The sequence below is a fragment of the Testudinibacter aquarius genome (assembly GCF_004342725.1).
Lineage (GTDB): Bacteria > Pseudomonadota > Gammaproteobacteria > Enterobacterales > Pasteurellaceae > Chelonobacter > Chelonobacter aquarius.
On record NZ_SMCP01000002.1, the window covers coordinates 127,349 to 145,902 of the forward strand.

Below are 18,554 nucleotides of genomic sequence, written 5' to 3' on the forward strand. Positions count from 1 at the left end.
TTTTCCATTTTTGGCGATTGGTTTCTCATTTTAATTTATTTTAATTCAAATTTGAATAGCGTAAAATACCCCAAATTTTATCAAGAGGACAGCCCAAATGTTTAAATTTTTCACCGTACCCGGCAACGCCAACAGCCGTTCATTTTCCCCTTTCGCTTACAAAGCCGAAGCCCTGCTTGTCATGAGCGGTGTGGCATATGAGCTTGAATATGTGGCGGATTTTTCAAAAATGCCAAAAGGCAAAGTGCCAGTGTTGCAAGACGGCGAGCAGCTGATAGCCGACAGTGAATTGATCAAAGCCCATTTGGTGCAACATTATTCGCTGGATATTGACCGCACTTTGAGTGCAGAACAACAAGCCGTGGGGCGTGCGTTTCGGGTGATGTTGGAAGAGCGGACGTATTGGGCTGGTGTGTATGCCCGTTTTCTTGACCCTGCGGGCGACGCTTTTTTGCTGAACGAGATGTTGGGCGGTGCGCCTGCCGAGATGAAGCCTGCCATTGCTGCCGCCATGCGTGAAAACGTGCGCAACGAAATGCACGGACACGGCTTGGGTCGTCATTCGGCGGAGCAGATTTACGCTTTTGCCATTGCCGATATTGAAGCGGTGCTGAACTATTTGGGCGACAAGCCGTTTTTCTTTGGCGATATGCCGACCACGATAGACGCAACCCTTGCAGGCTTGTTTGCCAATTGGCTGGCGAGTGATTTTGACTGGGCAGTGGGCGATTATCTGCAAACCAAACCGCAAGTGGCGGCGTATGTGGCAAGGTTTGAACAAAGCGTATTTGGAGCGGCCAAATGAGCAACAAAGCCTTGAGCCGCCGCCATTTCGCCCAATTGTGTGCCGTTTCCATGACCTTGCCTGTATTGGGTAACAAAGCCTTTGCCGACACAAGCAAAAGTGCGGTCAGTTTTGCACCAAAAACATTAGCCAACGGTGAGCAGAAATTGCGTGATTTTGCCGCGCAATATCAAACCCGCGTGCATGAAATCGTGCCGAACAAAGTCTATCAAGCGGTGGGCTACGGCCACAGCAATGCGGCGTTTATCATCGGCGATACATCAGTGATTTTGGTGGACAGCCTGGACAGCGACGTGCGTGGCGAAACCTTGAAAAAACTGATTGCCGAACGCACCGACAAGCCCGTTAAAACCATTATTTACACCCACGGTCACCCAGACCACCGCGGCGGCGCAGGCGTGTTTGCCGATAGCCAGCCCGAAGTTATCGCCTTTGCTCCTGTCAAGCCGTCACTGCCGCGCATGAGCCAATTAAAAGACGTGTTTGAACAGCGTGGCATCAAACAAATGGGCTATGAATTGAGTGACGAAGAAGCGTTGTCGCAAGGCTACGGCATTCGTGAGGGCGTGGCGTTGAACCGTGCCAAACGCGCCTTTCTCGCCCCATCCACGCTGTACAAAAACGAAACCAACATCGCCCGCAATATTGACGGCGTGAAGATTGAGCTGATTGCCGCTCCCGGCGAAGCGGACGACATGATTTACGTGTGGCTGCCTGACTATCAGGTAGTGTGCTGCGGCGACAATTATTCAGGCTGCTGGCCGAACACCTCGCCCCTGCGCGGCGGGCAAAGCCGTGATTTGGATACGTGGATTGCCTCGCTGGACAAACTGATTGCCTTAAACGCCAATGCCTTATTGCTCGGCCATACCCGACCTGTGATCGGCAAAGCCAAAATTAAGGAAGAGCTGACCAACTTCCGCAACGCCCTGGATTATGTGTTTACCGAAACGCTGAACTGCATCAACCAAGGCATGAGCATGGACGAAACCGCCGAAACCGTGCGCCTGCCTGAAAAATACGCAAAGCTGCCGTATTTGGGCGAATACTACGGCTCGGTGGATTGGACGGTGCGCGGCATCTACAGCCTGTATATCGGCTGGTTTGACGGCAATCCGACCCACATTCACCCGCTGCCCGCCAAAGAAAAAGCCGACAAAACCATCGCGATGATGGGCGGGCAACAAGCCGTGCTTGCCGCTGCACGTGATGCCTTGAACAAGCAAGACCCGCAATGGGCGGCGGAACTTGCCGATATCCTGCTGGCAAGCGATGGCAACAATCAAGCCGCCAAACAATGCAAAGCCCAAGCCTTGCTGCTCTTGGCTCGCCAAGAAACCAGTGCCAACAGCCGCCATTATTATGTGGCGGTGGCGAAGGGTTTGATGGGTTAGAAAAAATACGCTTGATATAGTCGTTTCAATTTAGATTGAGACAAGGCAGCAAGCCGCAGACAGTACAGATAGTACGGCAAGGCGCAGCAACGCTGTATCAAACTAACGGAACGACTATAAAATCATGCCGTCTGAAACTTGGCACATCAAAGTGCGGTTTCAGACGGCATTTTTATTCACGGCTAAAGTTCAGCCTTTATTTTTCTTTTGCTTTTTTATCAATGTGTTGCTTACTCCCTTTCAATCCGCTTTGTGCATTCAAGGCGGTTACCACTTTTTTACCCGTTTGCGATTCCAGTTCTAATCAGGCGACGCTGGCGACGTTGCCGCCGCGTTTGGCGATTTTGGCACTTTCTGCAAAAGTTTCGGGGCTTTCGGATTGGGAAATGTCTTTGGTGGAAGCCTCGGCGAGCATATTCAAAATTAGCTCGGTGTTGGTCATATTGTCGCGTAGGTTTTCTTTTTTCAAGCCTTTGAGGATTTTGTATTCTTTGGTGTTTTTACCGCTCCAGGCTTTGGTGACGATGTCGGTCAAAACAGCAAATTGAACGCCCTCTTTCAAGCCGCGTTTCTTCCATTCGTCGGTGAGCTCTTTGCGGATTTCAATACTTTTCAGCCGCTGGTTTATCCAATTTTCCGAATAGCCTAAGTTCAAATACTGTTCTAAGGCACGGTCTATGCTCAATTCAGGGTCTTGCATTTCGTCCAAGCGTTCGGAAGCGACTTGTGTCAGCCAGAGTTTGAACGGCTCGGCTTTGGGCGACGGAATGGATTGGATTAAGCGGAAAAGCTGTTCGGTGTCGGCGACATCGGTCATTCTCAGCTTGCCGTCTTTTGCCGTCATCTTCAAAGCGTGACAATTTGTCACGGTTTCGTTTCCCTCTTCTTTTAAGCGCTGTTTCAGCTTACGCCAATAGGCTTGTGGGTCTATGCTGTCGGTCAATGCACCAACCACATCAACAATAGAAAAATACCATTGCTCCTGCTCTTCATCCCAATGGCTGCGAACTTGTTTTTGTTCAAACAGCCGTATGTTGTTTGCTTTATTCATCTTATGCCCCGTAAAACCCATGTATGCCGTTTATTTTACGCTTATTGCGATAGAGAAAAAAAGGGCAAAGTGCGGTTTCAGGCGGCATTTTCCTACTTCACCAAAACTCAATAATTCCCTATAAATCCGCCATTTATTCATTTATAATTACCCAAACAGAAACCATCCTTTTTTTTAAAAAAACACGAGCCAAAAATGGACAGATTATTCGCCCTAAAAGTCTTCTGCGTGGCAGCAGAAACCCTGCAATTCAAAGAAACCGCCCATCGCCTTGCCATTTCCGCCCCGGTGATTACCCGCAGCATCGCCGAGCTGGAGCGTGCTTTGGGCGAGCCGCTGTTTATTCGCAGCACCCGTCAGATTGTGTTGAGCGATTTCGGGCGGCAGTTTTTGCCCAAGGCGCAAGGGCTGTTGGACGAGAGCGAGCAGTTGTTCCAAAGCCAGGGCAACGACGACGAAATGCACGGCGTGGTGCGGATTGCCATGCCGATTCTGCCGTTTAACGATGAGATTTTAGGCGAACTTCTGAGCGCACTTGAACCCTATCCGCACATCACGCTGGATTGGCAAGTGGGCGGCAAGCGCCTGAACGTGGTGGAAAAACAGATAGACGTGGGCATACGCATCGGTTTCGCCGCCGACAGCAATTTAATCGCCAGAAAAATCGGACAAATGCACGAAAAAATCGTCATCGCCCCCAAATTACTGGCAAAACTGGGCAAACCAGCCAATTTTGTCGACCTCAAAAAGCGCTACCCGCTCGCCGCCCTTGCCGACGAAAACACCGGCAAAGCCTGGGCATGGCACATCAACGATGACGAACAAATCCACGCCAATCCGCAGTTTTACAGCCAAGAGATGAACGCCATCCTTGCCGCGGTGAAATCAGGGCGGGTGGTCGGGCATATTTTAGACTGCGTCTGCGCCGACGCACTGGCAACAGGCGAAGTTGTCGAGCTGTTTGCCGACATCCCCAAAATCCAGTGGCCGGTATACCTCTACCGCCAACAACAAACCGCGGTGCCTGCACGGGTGAAGTTTGTATTTGAGGAATTGGCAAGGATAGTGGGGCGGCGGTTTATTCAGGCTGCCTGAAAGCCAAAACCGCCCGATAACAACGGAGAAATCATGCAACGAGCACAGCTGATGGCATACATTGCCGAACAATACGGCGCAGCGCCGGATTACCCGTGGCAAAAACACCCCGACTACGCCGTGTTCCGCCACCCCAACCGCAAATGGTTTTGCGTCCTGCTGCGGGTGCCTGGCAGCAAATTGGGGCTGGTAGATGGCGCCAATGTGGACATCATCAACCTAAAAGCACCGCCGGAATTAATCGGCGCCCTGCGCAGCATGCCGGGGATATTTCCGGGCTGGCACATGAACAAAGAACATTGGATCAGCGTGCTGCTGGATGGCGGCCAGAACGATGCAACGATTTTCAGCCTGTTGGCGGACAGTTATGATTTAAGCCGCTGAGGTTAAAGTGCGGTATAGCTACAACATATTAAGCGAATCGATGTTTCACCACTAGTAGCAGTGGCGATAGTGATCATGCTTGATTTGCTGTATCATCAAGCCTCTTGGTTAGATTTTTGGCTGCTTTATGAGAAGCCTATTAGCGAGCATGTACAAATAATTTGTGGTTATTAAGTTATGTATTTATCAAATATTAAACTCTGGAATTTTAAGAAATTCGGTTCGAGCAGTGCAATAAACCTCGAAAAGCCGAATTTAGATTTAAATTTTACAAAAGGCCTAAACGTTATTATTGGTGAAAATGACTCAGGAAAAACAGCTATTATTGATGCCATAAAATTAGTTCTGAAAACGCATAGTTATGAATACATAAGAATTGATGATAAGGATTTTTACAACAATGCAAACCGTTTCCGTATTGAATTAACTTTTGATGATTTAACACCAAATGAAGCAAAAAATTTTACAGAGTTGTTAGGTTGGAATGGCACAGGAGAAAATGTAAAACCATTTTTAAAACTCAACTACGATGTAAAACGCCAAGCAGATAAAATACTACCCGTTGATATAAAAGCAGGTATTGATGAAGACGGTTATTTGCTCACGGCAGAAGCAAAAGAATATCTGAAAATAACATACTTAAAGCCGCTGCGTGATGCTGGAAATGAATTGGTTGCAAAACGTAACTCGCGTTTATCACAAATTCTTTTAGGCGATGAAGCCTTTAAAGGAAAAGAAAACGATAACGAGTTGTTACAGATTTTTTCTGGTTTAAAAAACAAATTAGAAGAGTTTTTCAACGAAAATGATGGAACAGGTCAGCCCAAAGTTGGCAAGCAGATAAAAGATAAAATTGACGGTTACATCAAAGGTTTTTACGGTAACAATTACGAGACCGAATTTGGTGCAACGTCAAACGACATCAAAAGCATACTTGAAAAGCTCACTTTGTCATTAAAAGGTGAAATAAATCCAGGCTTAGGGACACTGAACCGTTTGTTTATGGCAGCCGAATTACTTCACTTAAACAAATCGAATTGGAGCGGTTTGCGTTTGGGCTTGGTTGAAGAGTTAGAAGCACATTTGCATCCACAAGCACAAATGCAGGTAATTGAGGCGTTGCAAAAATTAGACACCATTCAACTTATTCTTACTACACACAGTCCAAATTTAGTTTCTAAAGTGAAATTGGAAAACCTGATTATTTGTAACAACAAAAATGCTTTTCCAATGGGCGAAACCTATACCAAATTGGATAAAAACAATTACAAGTTTTTAGAAAAGTTTTTGGACACCACAAAAGCCAATTTATTTTTTGCCAAAGGTGTGATTTTAGTTGAAGGCTGGGCAGAAGAAATTTTGTTACCAAGCATTGCAAAGGCAATAGGAATTAACTTAACCGAAAAAGGCGTTTCGGTTGTAAACATCGGACATACGGGATTTGACCATTACGCAAAAATTTACTTGCGACAAACAGAACCCAATATGAAAATTCCTGTTGCTGTAATTACCGATTCCGATATTAGAGAATACGAAAAGAACGGAAACGATTTCGTAAAACGAGATGCAAACATTGTTCAACAAGAAATACAAACCGCACTAACAACCATAAACAAAAAATCAGAAAACAACGTTCAATATTTTTTAGCACCAAATTGGACTTTGGAGTATTCATTATTTAAGTCGACAAGTCTGAGAGCCGTATTTCAAAATGTAGCAAAAGCCATTCACTCAGGAACAGATTGGGAAAAGGATTTTGAGTTAGCGTTAGCAAAGAAGTTAATCAATAAAGGTTTGAAGAAAACTGAAATTGCTTATAGCATCGCAAATGCCCTTGATGAAGATCTAACAAAAGAAATTCAAGAGATTTCAATTTCAAAACATGAAAGCGATACAATTAATTATCTTATAAGAGCGATTGAGTATGCTGCAGGGAATTAATATAACCGAAGAAGAAATTTATTATGCGGAACGATTGCTTCTACCTTTGGGTAAAACCTTTGATGATGAACATAAAGCATTTATCCGCAATTTTAATACCATCGATTTACAAGCCGTCCCTGGAAGTGGAAAAACAACGGCTTTATTGGGAAAGTTGGTTATTTTAGAACGTAAACTTCCATTTATTGATGGTTCGGGAATTTTAGTTTTGTCGCATACCAACGCTGCCATTGATGAAATAAAAGGAAAAATACAAAAGCATTGCCCTAAACTTTTTTCTTACCCCAATTTCATAGGAACAATACAAAGTTTTGTTGATGAGTTTTTGGCAATTCCATATTACGTTCATAAATACAAGAAAAAACCAAACAGAATTGACCACGAAATTTACGATGAAGTTGCAACAAAACGATATAACAACTTACCAAATTCCGCAGCAAAAACGTGGCTAAATCGGCAACACGACCCAGAAAGTTTATTTAAAAATTTCCGTTTTGATATTGATTTAAACTTGACAAACGGAATGAATGGAACAATAAGTTTACGAAGCGATAGTAATACTCAAACTTATAAAACTTTTAAAACGATAAAACTTCAAATTTTACAGTCGGGTGTTTTGAATTATGACGACGCATATTTTTTAGCCGAATTGTATTTGAAAGAAATTCCGAGTATCAAAACAATTCTTCAAAAACGTTTCTCCTTCGTCTTTGTGGATGAAATGCAGGATATGGACACGCATCAATACAATCTGTTGGAAAGATTATTTTATGATGAGGGACACAGCGTTTCAAAAATTCAAAGAATTGGCGACAAAAACCAAGCAATTTATAATTCAGTAAAAGCAACAGATATTTGGCAAGACAGAGTGGAGGTTTTAAGGCTAAACGGAAGTCAGCGATTAAGCAAACCAATTGCAGACGTAGTGAAAAAATTTGCTTTGTACAACGACAATAATTTTGATATTGTTGGGAAAAATGAGTGCAATATAAAACCACATATTTTGGTTTTTGAAAACGAAACGATCGAAAACATCATTCCTTATTTTTCTAAAATTGTACGAGAGAATAATTTAGTCAATTCTGAAAAACCTATCAAAGCTGTCTGTTGGAATACAGATTGGAAAGATGATGATATAAGTCGTAACAATGTAACAAAGCTACGTTTAGAAGATTATCACAAAGGTTTCAAAAAAGAAAAAGGCAAGCCTAAACAAGATTACGACAACCTGAAAAGTTATTTGTTATACTACGAGAAAAAGCAAACATTAGAGCCTGTTCGAAAAAATATCTTAAATGCTTTTTTGAAAATCTTCCGTTTGGAGAGCATCAACACATCAGATGACAGACTATACACAAAGAAAAAATTAATTGAGTCTATACGTGAAAAAGATATTGAAAAATATGACGAATTAAATTTAAACCTTTACAATTGGTCAATAGGAATAATTCAAGAAAAAACAAATGAAGTTTGGAATGGCATAAAAGAATATATTCCTATTTTACTCACTATTTTCAACAAAACTATTTCCGTAAGTTCAGACTTTATAAATAATGACAATCCTAAAATTTTTGACGAAGATGTTGAAATTTTGGCATCAACAAATTATTACGAAGAGGATGGGCTTAAAATTGAAATTACCAGTGTTCACGCAGTAAAAGGGCAAACGCATTGTGCAACATTGTATTTGGAGTCGTTTTATAGTAGAGGTTGTGGGAATTATGAATCTGAAAGATTACGAAATCAGTTTGTAGGTACACAATCTATTACTGAAACATTAACGATAGTAAAAAATAGCCACAACTTAATTAAACAGTCAGCAAAAATGGCTTATGTTGGTTTTTCACGACCAACGGATTTACTTTGTATAGCAATACATAAAGACAGGTTTGATAATCATCTAGACATGATAGATAAAAATATATGGGAAATAAAATTTGTAACTTGAACTCATCAAACTATCAATGAAAAATTTTTAGATAAAGTGTCAGACAGCTTTCGGTATAGTAGCAACTGCATTTCTCTAATAAACGAATATAAAAACTATACCTCTGCGAACACAGCAGCAATTTTTGCCAAATCAGCTTGCCGATCCGCCGGCAGGATTGCCAATACCGTCTGTTTCACCCCGTTACCCTTCAGGGTACACACCAAGGCTTTCGCACCCTGCCCGAGTTCAGTGCCGCGCAACTTCGCCACCTCTTCCAATTTTCAGGCAGCGCGATGTTCAACCACGCAGTAATGGGATTGGTGCTGATTAATCAACTCAACAGTTTGTTGAAAAGTTTATGGTGACATAATGCTTTAATTACAAGCTAAAGTGCGGTTTGAACAAGATAAAGAGGGGGCAGATCATTATTGCCCCTCGTCCAAACGGTTAATATGCTTTTTCGCCGCAATCCAAGCACCGCACCAGCCGGTGAAAGCAGCTAGCATAATGATAAAAATAGCTTCAATCAGGTTGATGCCGTTTAATTCATATTTGACTGCAAAAATATTGGCGACATATTCAATTGCGGTGGAAAAATAGGCAATCGTAACCGCACTTAGCAATGCTGCCAAAATGCCGCCGACAATGCCGTAGATTAAGCCGGTGTATAAAAAAGGGCGCAGGATAAAATGTTCGGTAGCACCGAGCAGTTTCATCACTTCAATATTGGCACGGCTACTGTAAACATCAGAGCGAATGCTGTTGCCGATCACCAACACCACCGCCAATAACATTAGCAGGGTGCAAACCACTGCAATTCGTCCTGCCAGCCAAGTGATTGCCGCCAGTTTTTCCAGCCAATCACTGTCCAACCGCACTTCATCTACACCTTTAACTTTGTTGAGCGCAACGCGCAGATCGGCTAATTTCGCAGATTGTTGAAACTCCTCTTGCGGCGTGATCATCACCACCGCCGGTAGCGGGTTGTCATCCAGCAGTTCCAATTCACTGCCAAATCCAGACCAAGCGCGAAAATCCTCCAGACTCTGTTGACGCGAAACATAACTTAATGCAGCAACCCCCTCTTGTTGGCGCAATTTCTCTACCACCAGATTGGCGTCGGCTTCACTTAAGGTTTTATGCAGATAAACCGTGATTTGCGACTCTGGATAAAATTCGGTAGCGGCTTGTTTGGTGTTTTTCCACAACAAGTAGCTGATAGTTGGAATAGTTAGCGAAACTGCGATCACCAGCACAGTCAAAACGGTGCCGATTTTTTTGTTCCAAAGATCGGTCAACACCGATTTCATAACATACTGAATGTTTAGCCAAAACGGCGCTTGCAAGCGACGAGAATTCATATTTTTACCGCTCCTACTGAAATGCCCGCAGATGACCCTGTTCCAAGACTAAGGTCGGTTTTGGTTTTTGTTGAATGATGTTGTGGTCGTGAGTAGCAATTAACACAGTAACACCGATACGGTTAAACTCCTCAAACAGGCGAAAAATTTCTTGCGACAGGGCTTTGTCCAAATTACCGGTCGGTTCGTCTGCCAACAGCAATTGCGGTCGATTGACCACGGCGCGGGCGATATCCACTCGTTGTTGTTCGCCGCCGGAGAGGTGTGCCGGCAAATGGTTGGCACGGTGTAGCAAACCGACTTTGTCTAACGCTGCCGAGGCTCTGCGTTTAATTTCGTTCGGGTGCATACCGCTGATAATTAGTGGCAGAGAGACATTTTCCAATACTGAGCGATCTGTCAGTAAGCGGTAGTCTTGGTGCACCATACCGATTTGGCGTCGTAAAAACGGAATCTGCTGCGAGTTGATGCGGGTAATATCGTGACCGTTGAAAAACACATTGCCGCCATTGGCACGTTCAATCCCCATGATCAATTTCAACAAGGTACTTTTGCCGGCACCCGAATGACCGGTCAGATAGCTCATGCTACCGATCGGCAGGTGGAAGCTCAAACCTTGCAAGGCTTGTTTGCCGCCCAGATAGGCTTTGCTGACATTCACAAAACGAATCATATTCTCTCTCTTATTGTTAGGACGTGCTGACTTATTGCTCGCTTTCCTGACTAAATAACGCTTCGATAAACTCTTTTGCCTCAAACGGACGCAGATCATCGATCTTTTCCCCGACGCCGATATAGCGAATCGGCACTTTAAATTGATCGGCAATGGCAAAAATCACACCGCCTTTTGCGGTGCCGTCCAGCTTGGTGAGCGTAATTCCAGTCAAGCCGACCGCTTCGTTAAACAGTTTGGCTTGGCTGATGGCATTTTGCCCGGTGCCGGCATCCAGTGTCAGCATAATCTCATGTGGCGCTTGTGGATCAATTTTTTGCATCACCCGCACAATTTTTTTCAATTCATCCATCAAATTATTTTTATTTTGTAAGCGCCCGGCAGTATCCGCCAATAAAATATCGATATTTTTGGCTTTTGCCGATTCCAGTGCATCATACAGCACCGAAGCCGAATCGGAACCACTGCTTTGCGCCACCACCGGAATATGGTTGCGTTCGCCCCAAACTTGCAACTGCTCGACTGCTGCCGCACGGAATGTGTCGCCTGCCGCCAACATCACCGATTTGCCTTGCGACTGGAACTGGCGTGCCAATTTACCGATGGTGGTGGTTTTGCCGACACCGTTGACCCCGACCATTAAAATCACAAACGGTTTTTTATCCGCCACCACCAACGGCTGTGCCACCGGCTGCAAAATATTCGCCATTTCCTCTTTCAATTTTTGATACAACTGCTCTGCATCGCGCAACTCTTTTTTCGAGGCATGCTGGGTCAGATTGTTAATGATTTTGGTGGTGGTCGGCATACCGATATCGGCGATCAACAGCTGCTCTTCCAGCTCTTCAAACAACTCATCATCGATTTTTTTGCCAGTGAATAGATTACGAAATCCGGAACCTAGGTTCTGTTTAGTTTTTACCAAGCCTTTCAGCAAACGGCTGAAAAAGCCGCCTTCGCTCGGTTTTTCTTGTTCTTTGGGTTGTGCTTGCGCCTGCGCCAACCGCACTTTCTCGGCGGCTTCCTGCTCAGCTTGTTGCTGCGCTAATGCTTCGGCTTGTCTAGCGGCTTCTTGTTCTGCTTGCTGCTGCGCCAACCGCACTTTTTCAGCGGCTTCATGCTCAGCCTGCTGTTGCGCTAATGCTTCGGCTTGTATCGCCGCTTCTTGCTCTGCTTGCTGCTGCGCCAACCGCACTTTCTCTGCGGCTTCTTGCTCAGCTTGTTGTTGCGCCAAGCGTGCTTGTTCAGCAGCTTCCTGCTCTGCTTGCTGCTGCGCCAAGCGTGCCTTTTCAGCGGCTTGCTGCTCGGCCTGCTGTTGCGCTAATGCTTCGGCTTGTCTCACCGCTTCTTGTTCAGCTTGTTGTTGCGCCAACTGCACTTTCTCTGCGGCTTGCTGTTCAGCCTGCTGTTGTACTAATGCTTCGGCTTGTCTCGCCGCTTCTTGTTCAGCTTGTTGTTGCGCCAACTGCACTTTCTCTGCGGCTTGCTGTTCAGCCTGCTGTTGTACTAATGCTTCGGCTTGTCTCGCCGCTTCTTGTTCAGCTTGTTGTTGCGCCAACTGCACTTTCTCTGCGGCTTGCTGTTCAGCCTGCTGTTGTACTAATGCTTCGGCTTGTCTCGCCGCTTCTTGTTCTGCTTGCTGCTGCGCCAACGTTTCAACTTGCTGTTCTGTCTGCTGTTGCTCTTTGCTGCCCAAGCCTAACCAAGACCAAAAACCGCTCTTTTTCTTATTATCCGTCATTCCCGTTTTCTCACTAATACCCAGTCAATTCAGTGATGAAGTAAAGTCTGTTAAAGACCATTCAAATTGAGGGCTAGTTTATCACTTAACCGCTTTTTTTGTGAAATTTTCTCACCCACACTTTGATGATTTCGTCGCCTGTTTGATCAGCTGCAAGGTCAATTCACAGGATTTGACAAATGACGGGATCGGTAAAAATTCAAATTTAGAGTGAAAGTTATGTGCGCCGGTGAAATAGTTCGGAGTGGTAATGCCTTTCACGGAAAGTGCTGCACCGTCGGTGCCGCCACGCATTGGGGTGACTTTTGCAGTGATGTCGAGCTGTTGCATGGCGCTGAACAGTAAATCGATTGAGCGGCGATCATCGGTTAAAGTGTTGGCGATATTGCCGTAAATATCCTCAATTTTACACTCGACTCTGATTTGTGGATATTGCTGTTGTAGTTGTGTAACTGATTGTAAAATAAAATCTTTACGCTGTTCAAAAGCAGTTTTATCAAAATCGCGAATTGCAATTTGCAGCTTAGCTTGGCTTTGGTTGGCGTCAACACGGTTGAACCACCAATAGCCCTCTTTTTGTTCGGTGCATTCCGGTGTTTGATTGCGATCGAAACGGCTGATCAAATCATGGGCGACTAAAATTGGGTTGACCATCACGCCTTTTGCCGACATTGGGTGGGCGCTGATACCGTAGATGGTAATGTCGGCAGCAGCGGCATTAAAGTTCTCGTACACCACTTCACCCAATTCACAACAGTCGATAGTATAAGCAAAATCCGGTTTGAAGCGGGTTAGATCCAGCTGTTTTGCGCCACGTAAACCAATCTCTTCGTCAGGCACAAAAGCAATATAAATATCGCCGGTCGGGATTTTTTGTTGTTGAATGATCGAAAGTGCGGTCATGATATTTGCAATCGCCGCTTTGTTGTCGGCACCCAACACGCTGGTACCGTCACTGAAAATGATTTCTTGCCCTTGATAGGCAAGAATTTCAGGGTGTTCGGCGACTTTCAACTTAATATTTTGTGCCGGATTTAATACCAGATCTGTACCGTCAAAGCGTTTAATTTGTGGTGAAATTTGTGCCGACAGCGCAACATCGACGGTATCCATATGTGCCACAAACCCAATTGGCGTAGCATTCGGCACGCTGCCGGGCAAAAGTGCGGTTACATTGGCATATTGATCAATATGAATCTGGCTTAAGCCCAGCTGTTTTAATTCTTCCGACAATAATTCCGCCATTTTCCATTGCCCATCCGAGCTGGGCACGCTTGAAGCTGCGGCATTACTTTGGCTGCTGATCGCCAGATAACGAAAAAAGCGTTCAATTAACTGTTGTTGCATTGTGTTCTCCTTGCATCATGTTCTGCTTATTATTCAGTTATGCTTTCGGGTAAGTGTAGCCACTGTCAAAACCGAGCGGAATCCCGAGCCACCAGTAAACATACAACACCAGGGTCAAGACGATAAATAGGCCGATGGTATAAGGAATCATCATCGAACACAATGTGCCGACGCCGGTATTTTTGCAGTACCGTTGGCAGTATGAAATCAACAGCGGATAAAAGGCAAACATTGGGGTGGATACGTTGACCACCGAGTCACTGATGCGAAATGCAGCTTGGGTTAGTTCCGGCGAAATATTTACCGACATCAGCATCGGCACCAAAATAGAGGATAAAATCGCCCATTTTGAGGTGGCGGAGGTGATAATAATATTTAAAAGTGCGGTCAGGATTAATACGCCGAAAATCGTAATACCGGACGGCATTTGCAGTGATTTCAAGAACTCAGCGCCTGATAAGGCGATTAGCGTGCCGATGCCGGATCGGTTAAACGAGTACAGAAATTGGGCGCAAAAGAATGAAAATACGATGAAAGGCACTAAGGTATAGGTGATCTTTTCCATTGATTTCGTCACTGTTCGTGTGTCACAGAAGGTTTTGGCGATCACACCATGAATCAGTGATGGTACAGCAAAAAACAACAGCAATAACGGCACGATGATCTGCATAATCGGAGCAGTCGGGCTGGTCAGCGAGCCTTCCGGTGAGCGTAATAATGAATTTTGCGGAGCTGCAACAGCAAATAATCCGATGGCGATCAAAATGAAAACCGCACTTGCCCAACGAAAGGCTTTTAAATCCAGTGCAGAAGGTTGCTGGATATCAATGTGTGCTGAATCTAATTCGTTGGAAAGCGGCATGGTTCTTTTTAAACGTGGATCGATGATTTTGTCAGTAATATACCAACATACACCAATCACAAAAAACGTGCTGCCGAAACTCAAAAAGTAGTTCGCTAAAATATTGACTTCATAACTTGGATCAATAATACGTGCCGCATTTTGGGTAAAACTTTGCATAATCGGATCGATAATGGATGGCGTGAAACTGGCTGAGAAGCCACCCGCCAAGCCGGCAAATGATGCGGCAATGCCGGATAACGGATGTTTACCGACAGAATAGAAAATCAGTGCTGCGACCGGCATTAAAATCACATAGGCAGAATCGGATGCGATGTGTGCAAAAACCGCAACTGTAATCACTGCCGGTGTCACAATGTTTTGGGGTATAACATTTAAAGCGCGGCTTAAGCCGACATTGATAAAACCACTTGCCTCAGCAATACCAATACCGATGGTGGCAACAATGGTAATACCTAGAGGGGGAAAATTAACGAAGTTTTTGGTCAGCGAAGTCAAAAAAGCCAAAATTTCAGACGGTTGGAATAAATTAACAATCACCAATGGCTGCTGCGTAATTGGATTGATATAGTCAAAACTGAAGTAAGATAATCCCCACGAGAGCAGCCAGCAAATAATCAGGGCATATACAAACAACATGGTAATATCCGGCAATTTATTGCCGATATATTCGATTTTTTGCAGCCAATCACGCTTTATGGCTAATTTTTCTGACATTTTGAAAGTTCCTAATATTGAAGAATAAGAAAGTATTTGTAGCAGCTTATGTTGTTCTAGTAAAGAAAAAGGGACTACCCAGACAAGTAATCCCTTTTAGCAATACTCTATAAAGTGCGGTCAGGTCAGCGGCTTAATGTGACTGATCCAATTGTCCGTGATCCTCGATAGCCGGTTGGTTTTCGTCAAACTCCGGCAGAGGTTTATGTTGGCTGGCGATAAAACTGTAGATCACCGGCAACACAAACAGGGTGAACAATGTGCCGATTGCCAAACCGGAGATGATGACCACACCAATACTGAAACGCGAGATTGCACCGGCGCCAGAGGCGTACAACAAAGGAATCAGCCCGGCGATCATCGCGGCGGTGGTCATCAAAATCGGGCGCAAACGAATACGAGCCGCTTCGGAAATTGCCTCGATACGGTTTTTACCGTGTAATAACTGCTCTTCTTTGGCGACTTCACACATTAAAATGCCGTGCTTGGTGATCAGTCCGACTAAGGTGATCAACCCGACCTCCGAGTAGATATTCAAAGTTGTACCGACAAGCCCCAAGAAGTTGAGCAGATTAAGCATTAAGAGTGCACCACTGATTGCCAGCGGCACTGAAACCATGATCACTAGCGGGTCACGAATCGATTCAAATTGAATTGCCAAGACTAAGAAGATAATGATTACCGCTAAACCGAAAGTGGTTGCCAACGTATTGCCTTCTTGTACATATTGCCGTGATTCACCACGGAAATCATAAGTGTAGCCTTGTGGCAATAGCTCGGCACCACTGGTTTGGAACCATTGAACGGCATCACCGATCGATCCGGTTGGGACGCCACTGATCACCGCAGAATTTAGCTGGTTAAAGCGTGGCAGCGACAGCGGTTGGGTTTTTAGTTCCAGTTTAATTAAGCTGCTGAGCGGTACCGCACGTCCATCGGCGGCAATCAGGGAGTAGCTGCTCATTGATTCCGGATTCAGGCGTTTCTTGCGCTCCACTTCCGAAATAATTTTATAAGCACGTCCTTCAATATCCACTCGAGTAACGGTAGCGCCGGAGAGGAAACTGCCTAAGGTGGCGCTGATTTGGCTCATGGTAATACCGTAGGAGTTGGCTTTGTCCATATCGATATCCATGTGCATTTCGGCGGTGTCGAAGCTCAAGTCCAGATTAGAGAAGATAAATTGTCCGGACCGTTGTGCCGCCTGCCACACAGATTGAGCAATCAGCACCAAATCGGAGTAGTCATTCGGGGTGGTGATTACAAACGACACCGGCATCCCCTGCTCGCCGGTATCAATTTCTGGGAACGGAAAGCCGGAAACCGAAATTTCCGGGATATGTTTGGCTTTGTTGTTCAGATCTGCCATGATTTGGGCTTGGCTACGACTGCGTTCAGACCAGTCCACCAGTGTGGCAATTGCCAGCGCATTGTTCGAGGCAGGCACCCCGGAAATGACCTGGGAAAATTGAATTTCAGGCGTCTCTTTCAACAAGGCTTCGTAAGCTTTCATCGAGTCTTGTATATAGTCGATATTTTTATTGGCGGAAGTGGTTCCAATCGCCAATAAGGCGCCTTTATCCTCATTTGGTACCAGCTCGTTGGATAGTGAGGTGAACAATACGGGGAGTGTGGCGAAAATAATCCCAGCAAAGCCCAACACCCAAATGCGGTTTGCCATGGTGAGAGCCAATAAAGTGCGGTAACCTTCGGTTAGTTTGTGCAAGAATCCTTCGACACAGCGTTCCAATTTGCTTGGCGTAGCGCTAGCTTTCAATAGGTTGGCACACATCATTGGTGATAAGGTCAGGGCAATCACGCCGGAGATTAAAACCGCCCCCGCCAACGTCAAGGCAAACTCTTTGAACAATGTACCGGTGATTCCACCCATCAGTGCCATCGGCGAGTAAACTGCACACAGGGCGATGGTCATCGAAATGACGGGAACGGCGATTTCTCGTGTTCCAATAATGGCTGCACGGAACGGTGTTTCACCCAACTTGATGTGGCGGTCAACATTTTCCAAGACCACGATCGCATCGTCCACCACCAAACCAATTGCCAGAATCATTGCCAGCAGTGTCATCAAGTTAATAGAGAAATCAAAGGCTTGCAACAACATAATGACGCCAATCAGTGAGATCGGAATCGTCACCACCGGCACAATCATGGCACGGAAAGAACCGAGGAACATGGTAATCACCACCAATACGATCAAGGTCGCTTCCAAAATGGTTTTCACCACCTCATCAATCGAGCTGTTAATCGCAATCGTACGGTCATACAACACTTTCGCCTGAATACTCGGCGGTAAGTTCTTCTGAATAGTGTCTAATAACGGATAGATATTTTCGATCACGGTCAGCGGGTTGGCGCTGGACGCCGGTTCGATTGACAATACTACTGCATTTTCGCCATTGGCAACAGCACGTGCATTATCGCTTTCTTGATCCAGTTCGACAGTAGCAATATCACTTAAATGGACTAATTTATCATTGTCAGCACTGATCACCAGATTTTTTAGCTGCTCAACATCGGTGGTAGTGGTGTTGACTTTATTTTTGATGACGGTGTACCAGCCGTTGGTGCTACCTGCGGCGGTCTGCACATTGTTGCTGGAAAGTGCGGTCATCACTCTTGGGGCAGAAAGCCCTAAGGCAGCCATTTTTTGTGGATCCAACCAAATTCGCATGGCATACGGCGTACCACCGAAAATATCGACTTTAGCCACGCCGGGAATGGTGAAAAACTGCGGTTTGACCACCCGTTGGATATAGTCGGTCACTTGGCTTGGGTCAAGCTGTTCAGAAGTGAAACTGACATACATCATCCCCGAACCACCCGTTGAAGAGGTGATGGTCGGGTCGTCAATATCACTCGGCAAGGCAGAGCGCACCGAATTGACTTTAGCAAGAATATCCGCCAATGCTGCATTCGGATCGGTATTCAATTTCATTTTGACGGTAATGGTCGATACGCTTTGGCGGCTGCTGGATGACATATAATCAATATTGTCCGCTTGCGCAATTGCTTCTTCCAACTGTGAGGTCACGAACGCCTGAATCAGGTTAGCATCGGCACCGGCATAGACGGTGCTGACGTTGATCACCGTGGTGGTCATTTTCGGGTATTCGCGCACCGTCAATTTGGACACCGCTTGCAAACCCAAAATCACAATCAGAATGCTGATTGCGGCAGCCAAGACTGGACGACGAATAAAAATATCTGTAAAACGCATATATTTTCCTATCTT

12 protein-coding genes and 2 pseudogenes are annotated in these 18,554 nt (G+C 45.2%); 6 read left to right on the forward strand and 8 right to left on the reverse strand.

Going from position 1 to position 18,554, the window contains the following annotated elements; all coding sequences use genetic code 11:
- The first annotated feature begins 97 nt into the window (after positions 1-97).
- Positions 98-805: a glutathione S-transferase family protein gene (locus EDC16_RS02400; protein WP_132965046.1), complete on the forward strand. Its 708-nt coding sequence runs from the start codon at positions 98-100 to the stop codon at positions 803-805.
- Positions 802-2,199: an alkyl/aryl-sulfatase gene (locus tag EDC16_RS02405; RefSeq protein ID WP_198362739.1), complete on the forward strand. Its 1,398-nt coding sequence runs from the start codon at positions 802-804 to the stop codon at positions 2,197-2,199. The genes EDC16_RS02400 and EDC16_RS02405 overlap by 4 nt, the downstream gene beginning before the upstream one ends.
- A gap of 307 nt (positions 2,200-2,506) precedes the next feature.
- Here EDC16_RS02405 and EDC16_RS02410 read toward each other — a convergent pair.
- Positions 2,507-3,250: pseudogene (locus EDC16_RS02410) on the reverse strand (BRO-N domain-containing protein); the annotation flags it as partial.
- Positions 3,251-3,445: 195 nt separating this feature from the next.
- Here EDC16_RS02410 and EDC16_RS02415 point away from each other — a divergent pair.
- The 4 genes from EDC16_RS02415 to EDC16_RS02430 all read left to right on the forward strand — a co-directional run bounded on the left by EDC16_RS02415 (position 3,446) and on the right by EDC16_RS02430 (position 8,618).
- A complete protein-coding gene (locus EDC16_RS02415; protein ID WP_132965048.1) occupies positions 3,446-4,345 on the forward strand; it encodes a LysR family transcriptional regulator in 900 nt (299 codons plus the stop codon).
- A 33-nt stretch (positions 4,346-4,378) separates the two neighbouring features.
- Entirely contained in the window at positions 4,379-4,729 is a 351-nt protein-coding gene (locus EDC16_RS02420; protein ID WP_132965050.1) for an MmcQ/YjbR family DNA-binding protein, read from the forward strand.
- 177 nt (positions 4,730-4,906) lie between these two features.
- Entirely contained in the window at positions 4,907-6,670 is a 1,764-nt protein-coding gene (locus EDC16_RS02425) for an ATP-dependent nuclease (protein WP_132965052.1), read from the forward strand.
- Positions 6,654-8,618, forward strand: a complete 1,965-nt coding sequence (locus EDC16_RS02430; RefSeq protein ID WP_132965054.1) for a UvrD-helicase domain-containing protein — start codon at positions 6,654-6,656, stop codon at positions 8,616-8,618. The genes EDC16_RS02425 and EDC16_RS02430 overlap by 17 nt, the downstream gene beginning before the upstream one ends.
- A 116-nt stretch (positions 8,619-8,734) precedes the next feature.
- On the opposite strand, the pseudogene EDC16_RS02435 reads toward EDC16_RS02430, so the two are convergent.
- From EDC16_RS02435 to EDC16_RS02465, 7 genes and pseudogenes are all read right to left on the reverse strand, one after another.
- Positions 8,735-8,935 (reverse strand): annotated as a pseudogene (locus tag EDC16_RS02435) (YbaK/EbsC family protein); the annotation flags it as partial.
- 90 nt (positions 8,936-9,025) lie between these two features.
- Positions 9,026-9,961 (reverse strand): permease-like cell division protein FtsX, encoded by a 936-nt coding sequence (gene ftsX, locus EDC16_RS02440; protein WP_132965056.1) that lies wholly within the window; start codon positions 9,959-9,961, stop codon positions 9,026-9,028.
- 13 nt (positions 9,962-9,974) lie between these two features.
- Positions 9,975-10,634, reverse strand: a complete 660-nt coding sequence (gene ftsE, locus EDC16_RS02445) for a cell division ATP-binding protein FtsE (RefSeq protein WP_132965058.1) — start codon at positions 10,632-10,634, stop codon at positions 9,975-9,977.
- A gap of 31 nt (positions 10,635-10,665) precedes the next feature.
- Positions 10,666-12,375, reverse strand: a complete 1,710-nt coding sequence (gene ftsY / locus EDC16_RS02450) for a signal recognition particle-docking protein FtsY (RefSeq protein ID WP_132965060.1) — start codon at positions 12,373-12,375, stop codon at positions 10,666-10,668.
- Positions 12,376-12,486: 111 nt separating this feature from the next.
- On the reverse strand, positions 12,487-13,722 hold the full coding sequence (gene pepT / locus EDC16_RS02455) for a peptidase T (protein WP_132965062.1): 1,236 nt from the start codon (positions 13,720-13,722) through the stop codon (positions 12,487-12,489).
- A gap of 37 nt (positions 13,723-13,759) precedes the next feature.
- Positions 13,760-15,301, reverse strand: coding sequence for an AbgT family transporter (locus EDC16_RS02460; RefSeq protein WP_132965064.1), 1,542 nt, complete (start codon positions 15,299-15,301; stop codon positions 13,760-13,762).
- A 133-nt stretch (positions 15,302-15,434) separates the two neighbouring features.
- Positions 15,435-18,539 (reverse strand): efflux RND transporter permease subunit, encoded by a 3,105-nt coding sequence (locus EDC16_RS02465; protein WP_132965066.1) that lies wholly within the window; start codon positions 18,537-18,539, stop codon positions 15,435-15,437.
- Positions 18,540-18,554 lie beyond the last annotated feature (15 nt).

Excerpts from the sequence above, each read along its gene's own strand:
- pepT (WP_132965062.1), bottom strand. The coding sequence starts at position 13,722 with ATGCAACAACAGTTAATTGAACGCTTTTTTCGTTATCTGGCGATCAGC.
- EDC16_RS02465 (WP_132965066.1), bottom strand. The coding sequence starts at position 18,539 with ATGCGTTTTACAGATATTTTTATTCGTCGTCCAGTCTTGGCTGCCGCA.
- EDC16_RS02405 (WP_198362739.1), top strand. The coding sequence starts at position 802 with ATGAGCAACAAAGCCTTGAGCCGCCGCCATTTCGCCCAATTGTGTGCC.
- EDC16_RS02400 (WP_132965046.1), top strand. The coding sequence starts at position 98 with ATGTTTAAATTTTTCACCGTACCCGGCAACGCCAACAGCCGTTCATTT.
- EDC16_RS02425 (WP_132965052.1), top strand. The coding sequence starts at position 4,907 with ATGTATTTATCAAATATTAAACTCTGGAATTTTAAGAAATTCGGTTCG.
- EDC16_RS02460 (WP_132965064.1), bottom strand. The coding sequence starts at position 15,301 with ATGTCAGAAAAATTAGCCATAAAGCGTGATTGGCTGCAAAAAATCGAA.
- EDC16_RS02420 (WP_132965050.1), top strand. The coding sequence starts at position 4,379 with ATGCAACGAGCACAGCTGATGGCATACATTGCCGAACAATACGGCGCA.
- ftsX (WP_132965056.1), bottom strand. The coding sequence starts at position 9,961 with ATGAATTCTCGTCGCTTGCAAGCGCCGTTTTGGCTAAACATTCAGTAT.
- ftsY (WP_132965060.1), bottom strand. The coding sequence starts at position 12,375 with ATGACGGATAATAAGAAAAAGAGCGGTTTTTGGTCTTGGTTAGGCTTG.
- EDC16_RS02430 (WP_132965054.1), top strand. The coding sequence starts at position 6,654 with ATGCTGCAGGGAATTAATATAACCGAAGAAGAAATTTATTATGCGGAA.
- EDC16_RS02415 (WP_132965048.1), top strand. The coding sequence starts at position 3,446 with ATGGACAGATTATTCGCCCTAAAAGTCTTCTGCGTGGCAGCAGAAACC.
- ftsE (WP_132965058.1), bottom strand. The coding sequence starts at position 10,634 with ATGATTCGTTTTGTGAATGTCAGCAAAGCCTATCTGGGCGGCAAACAA.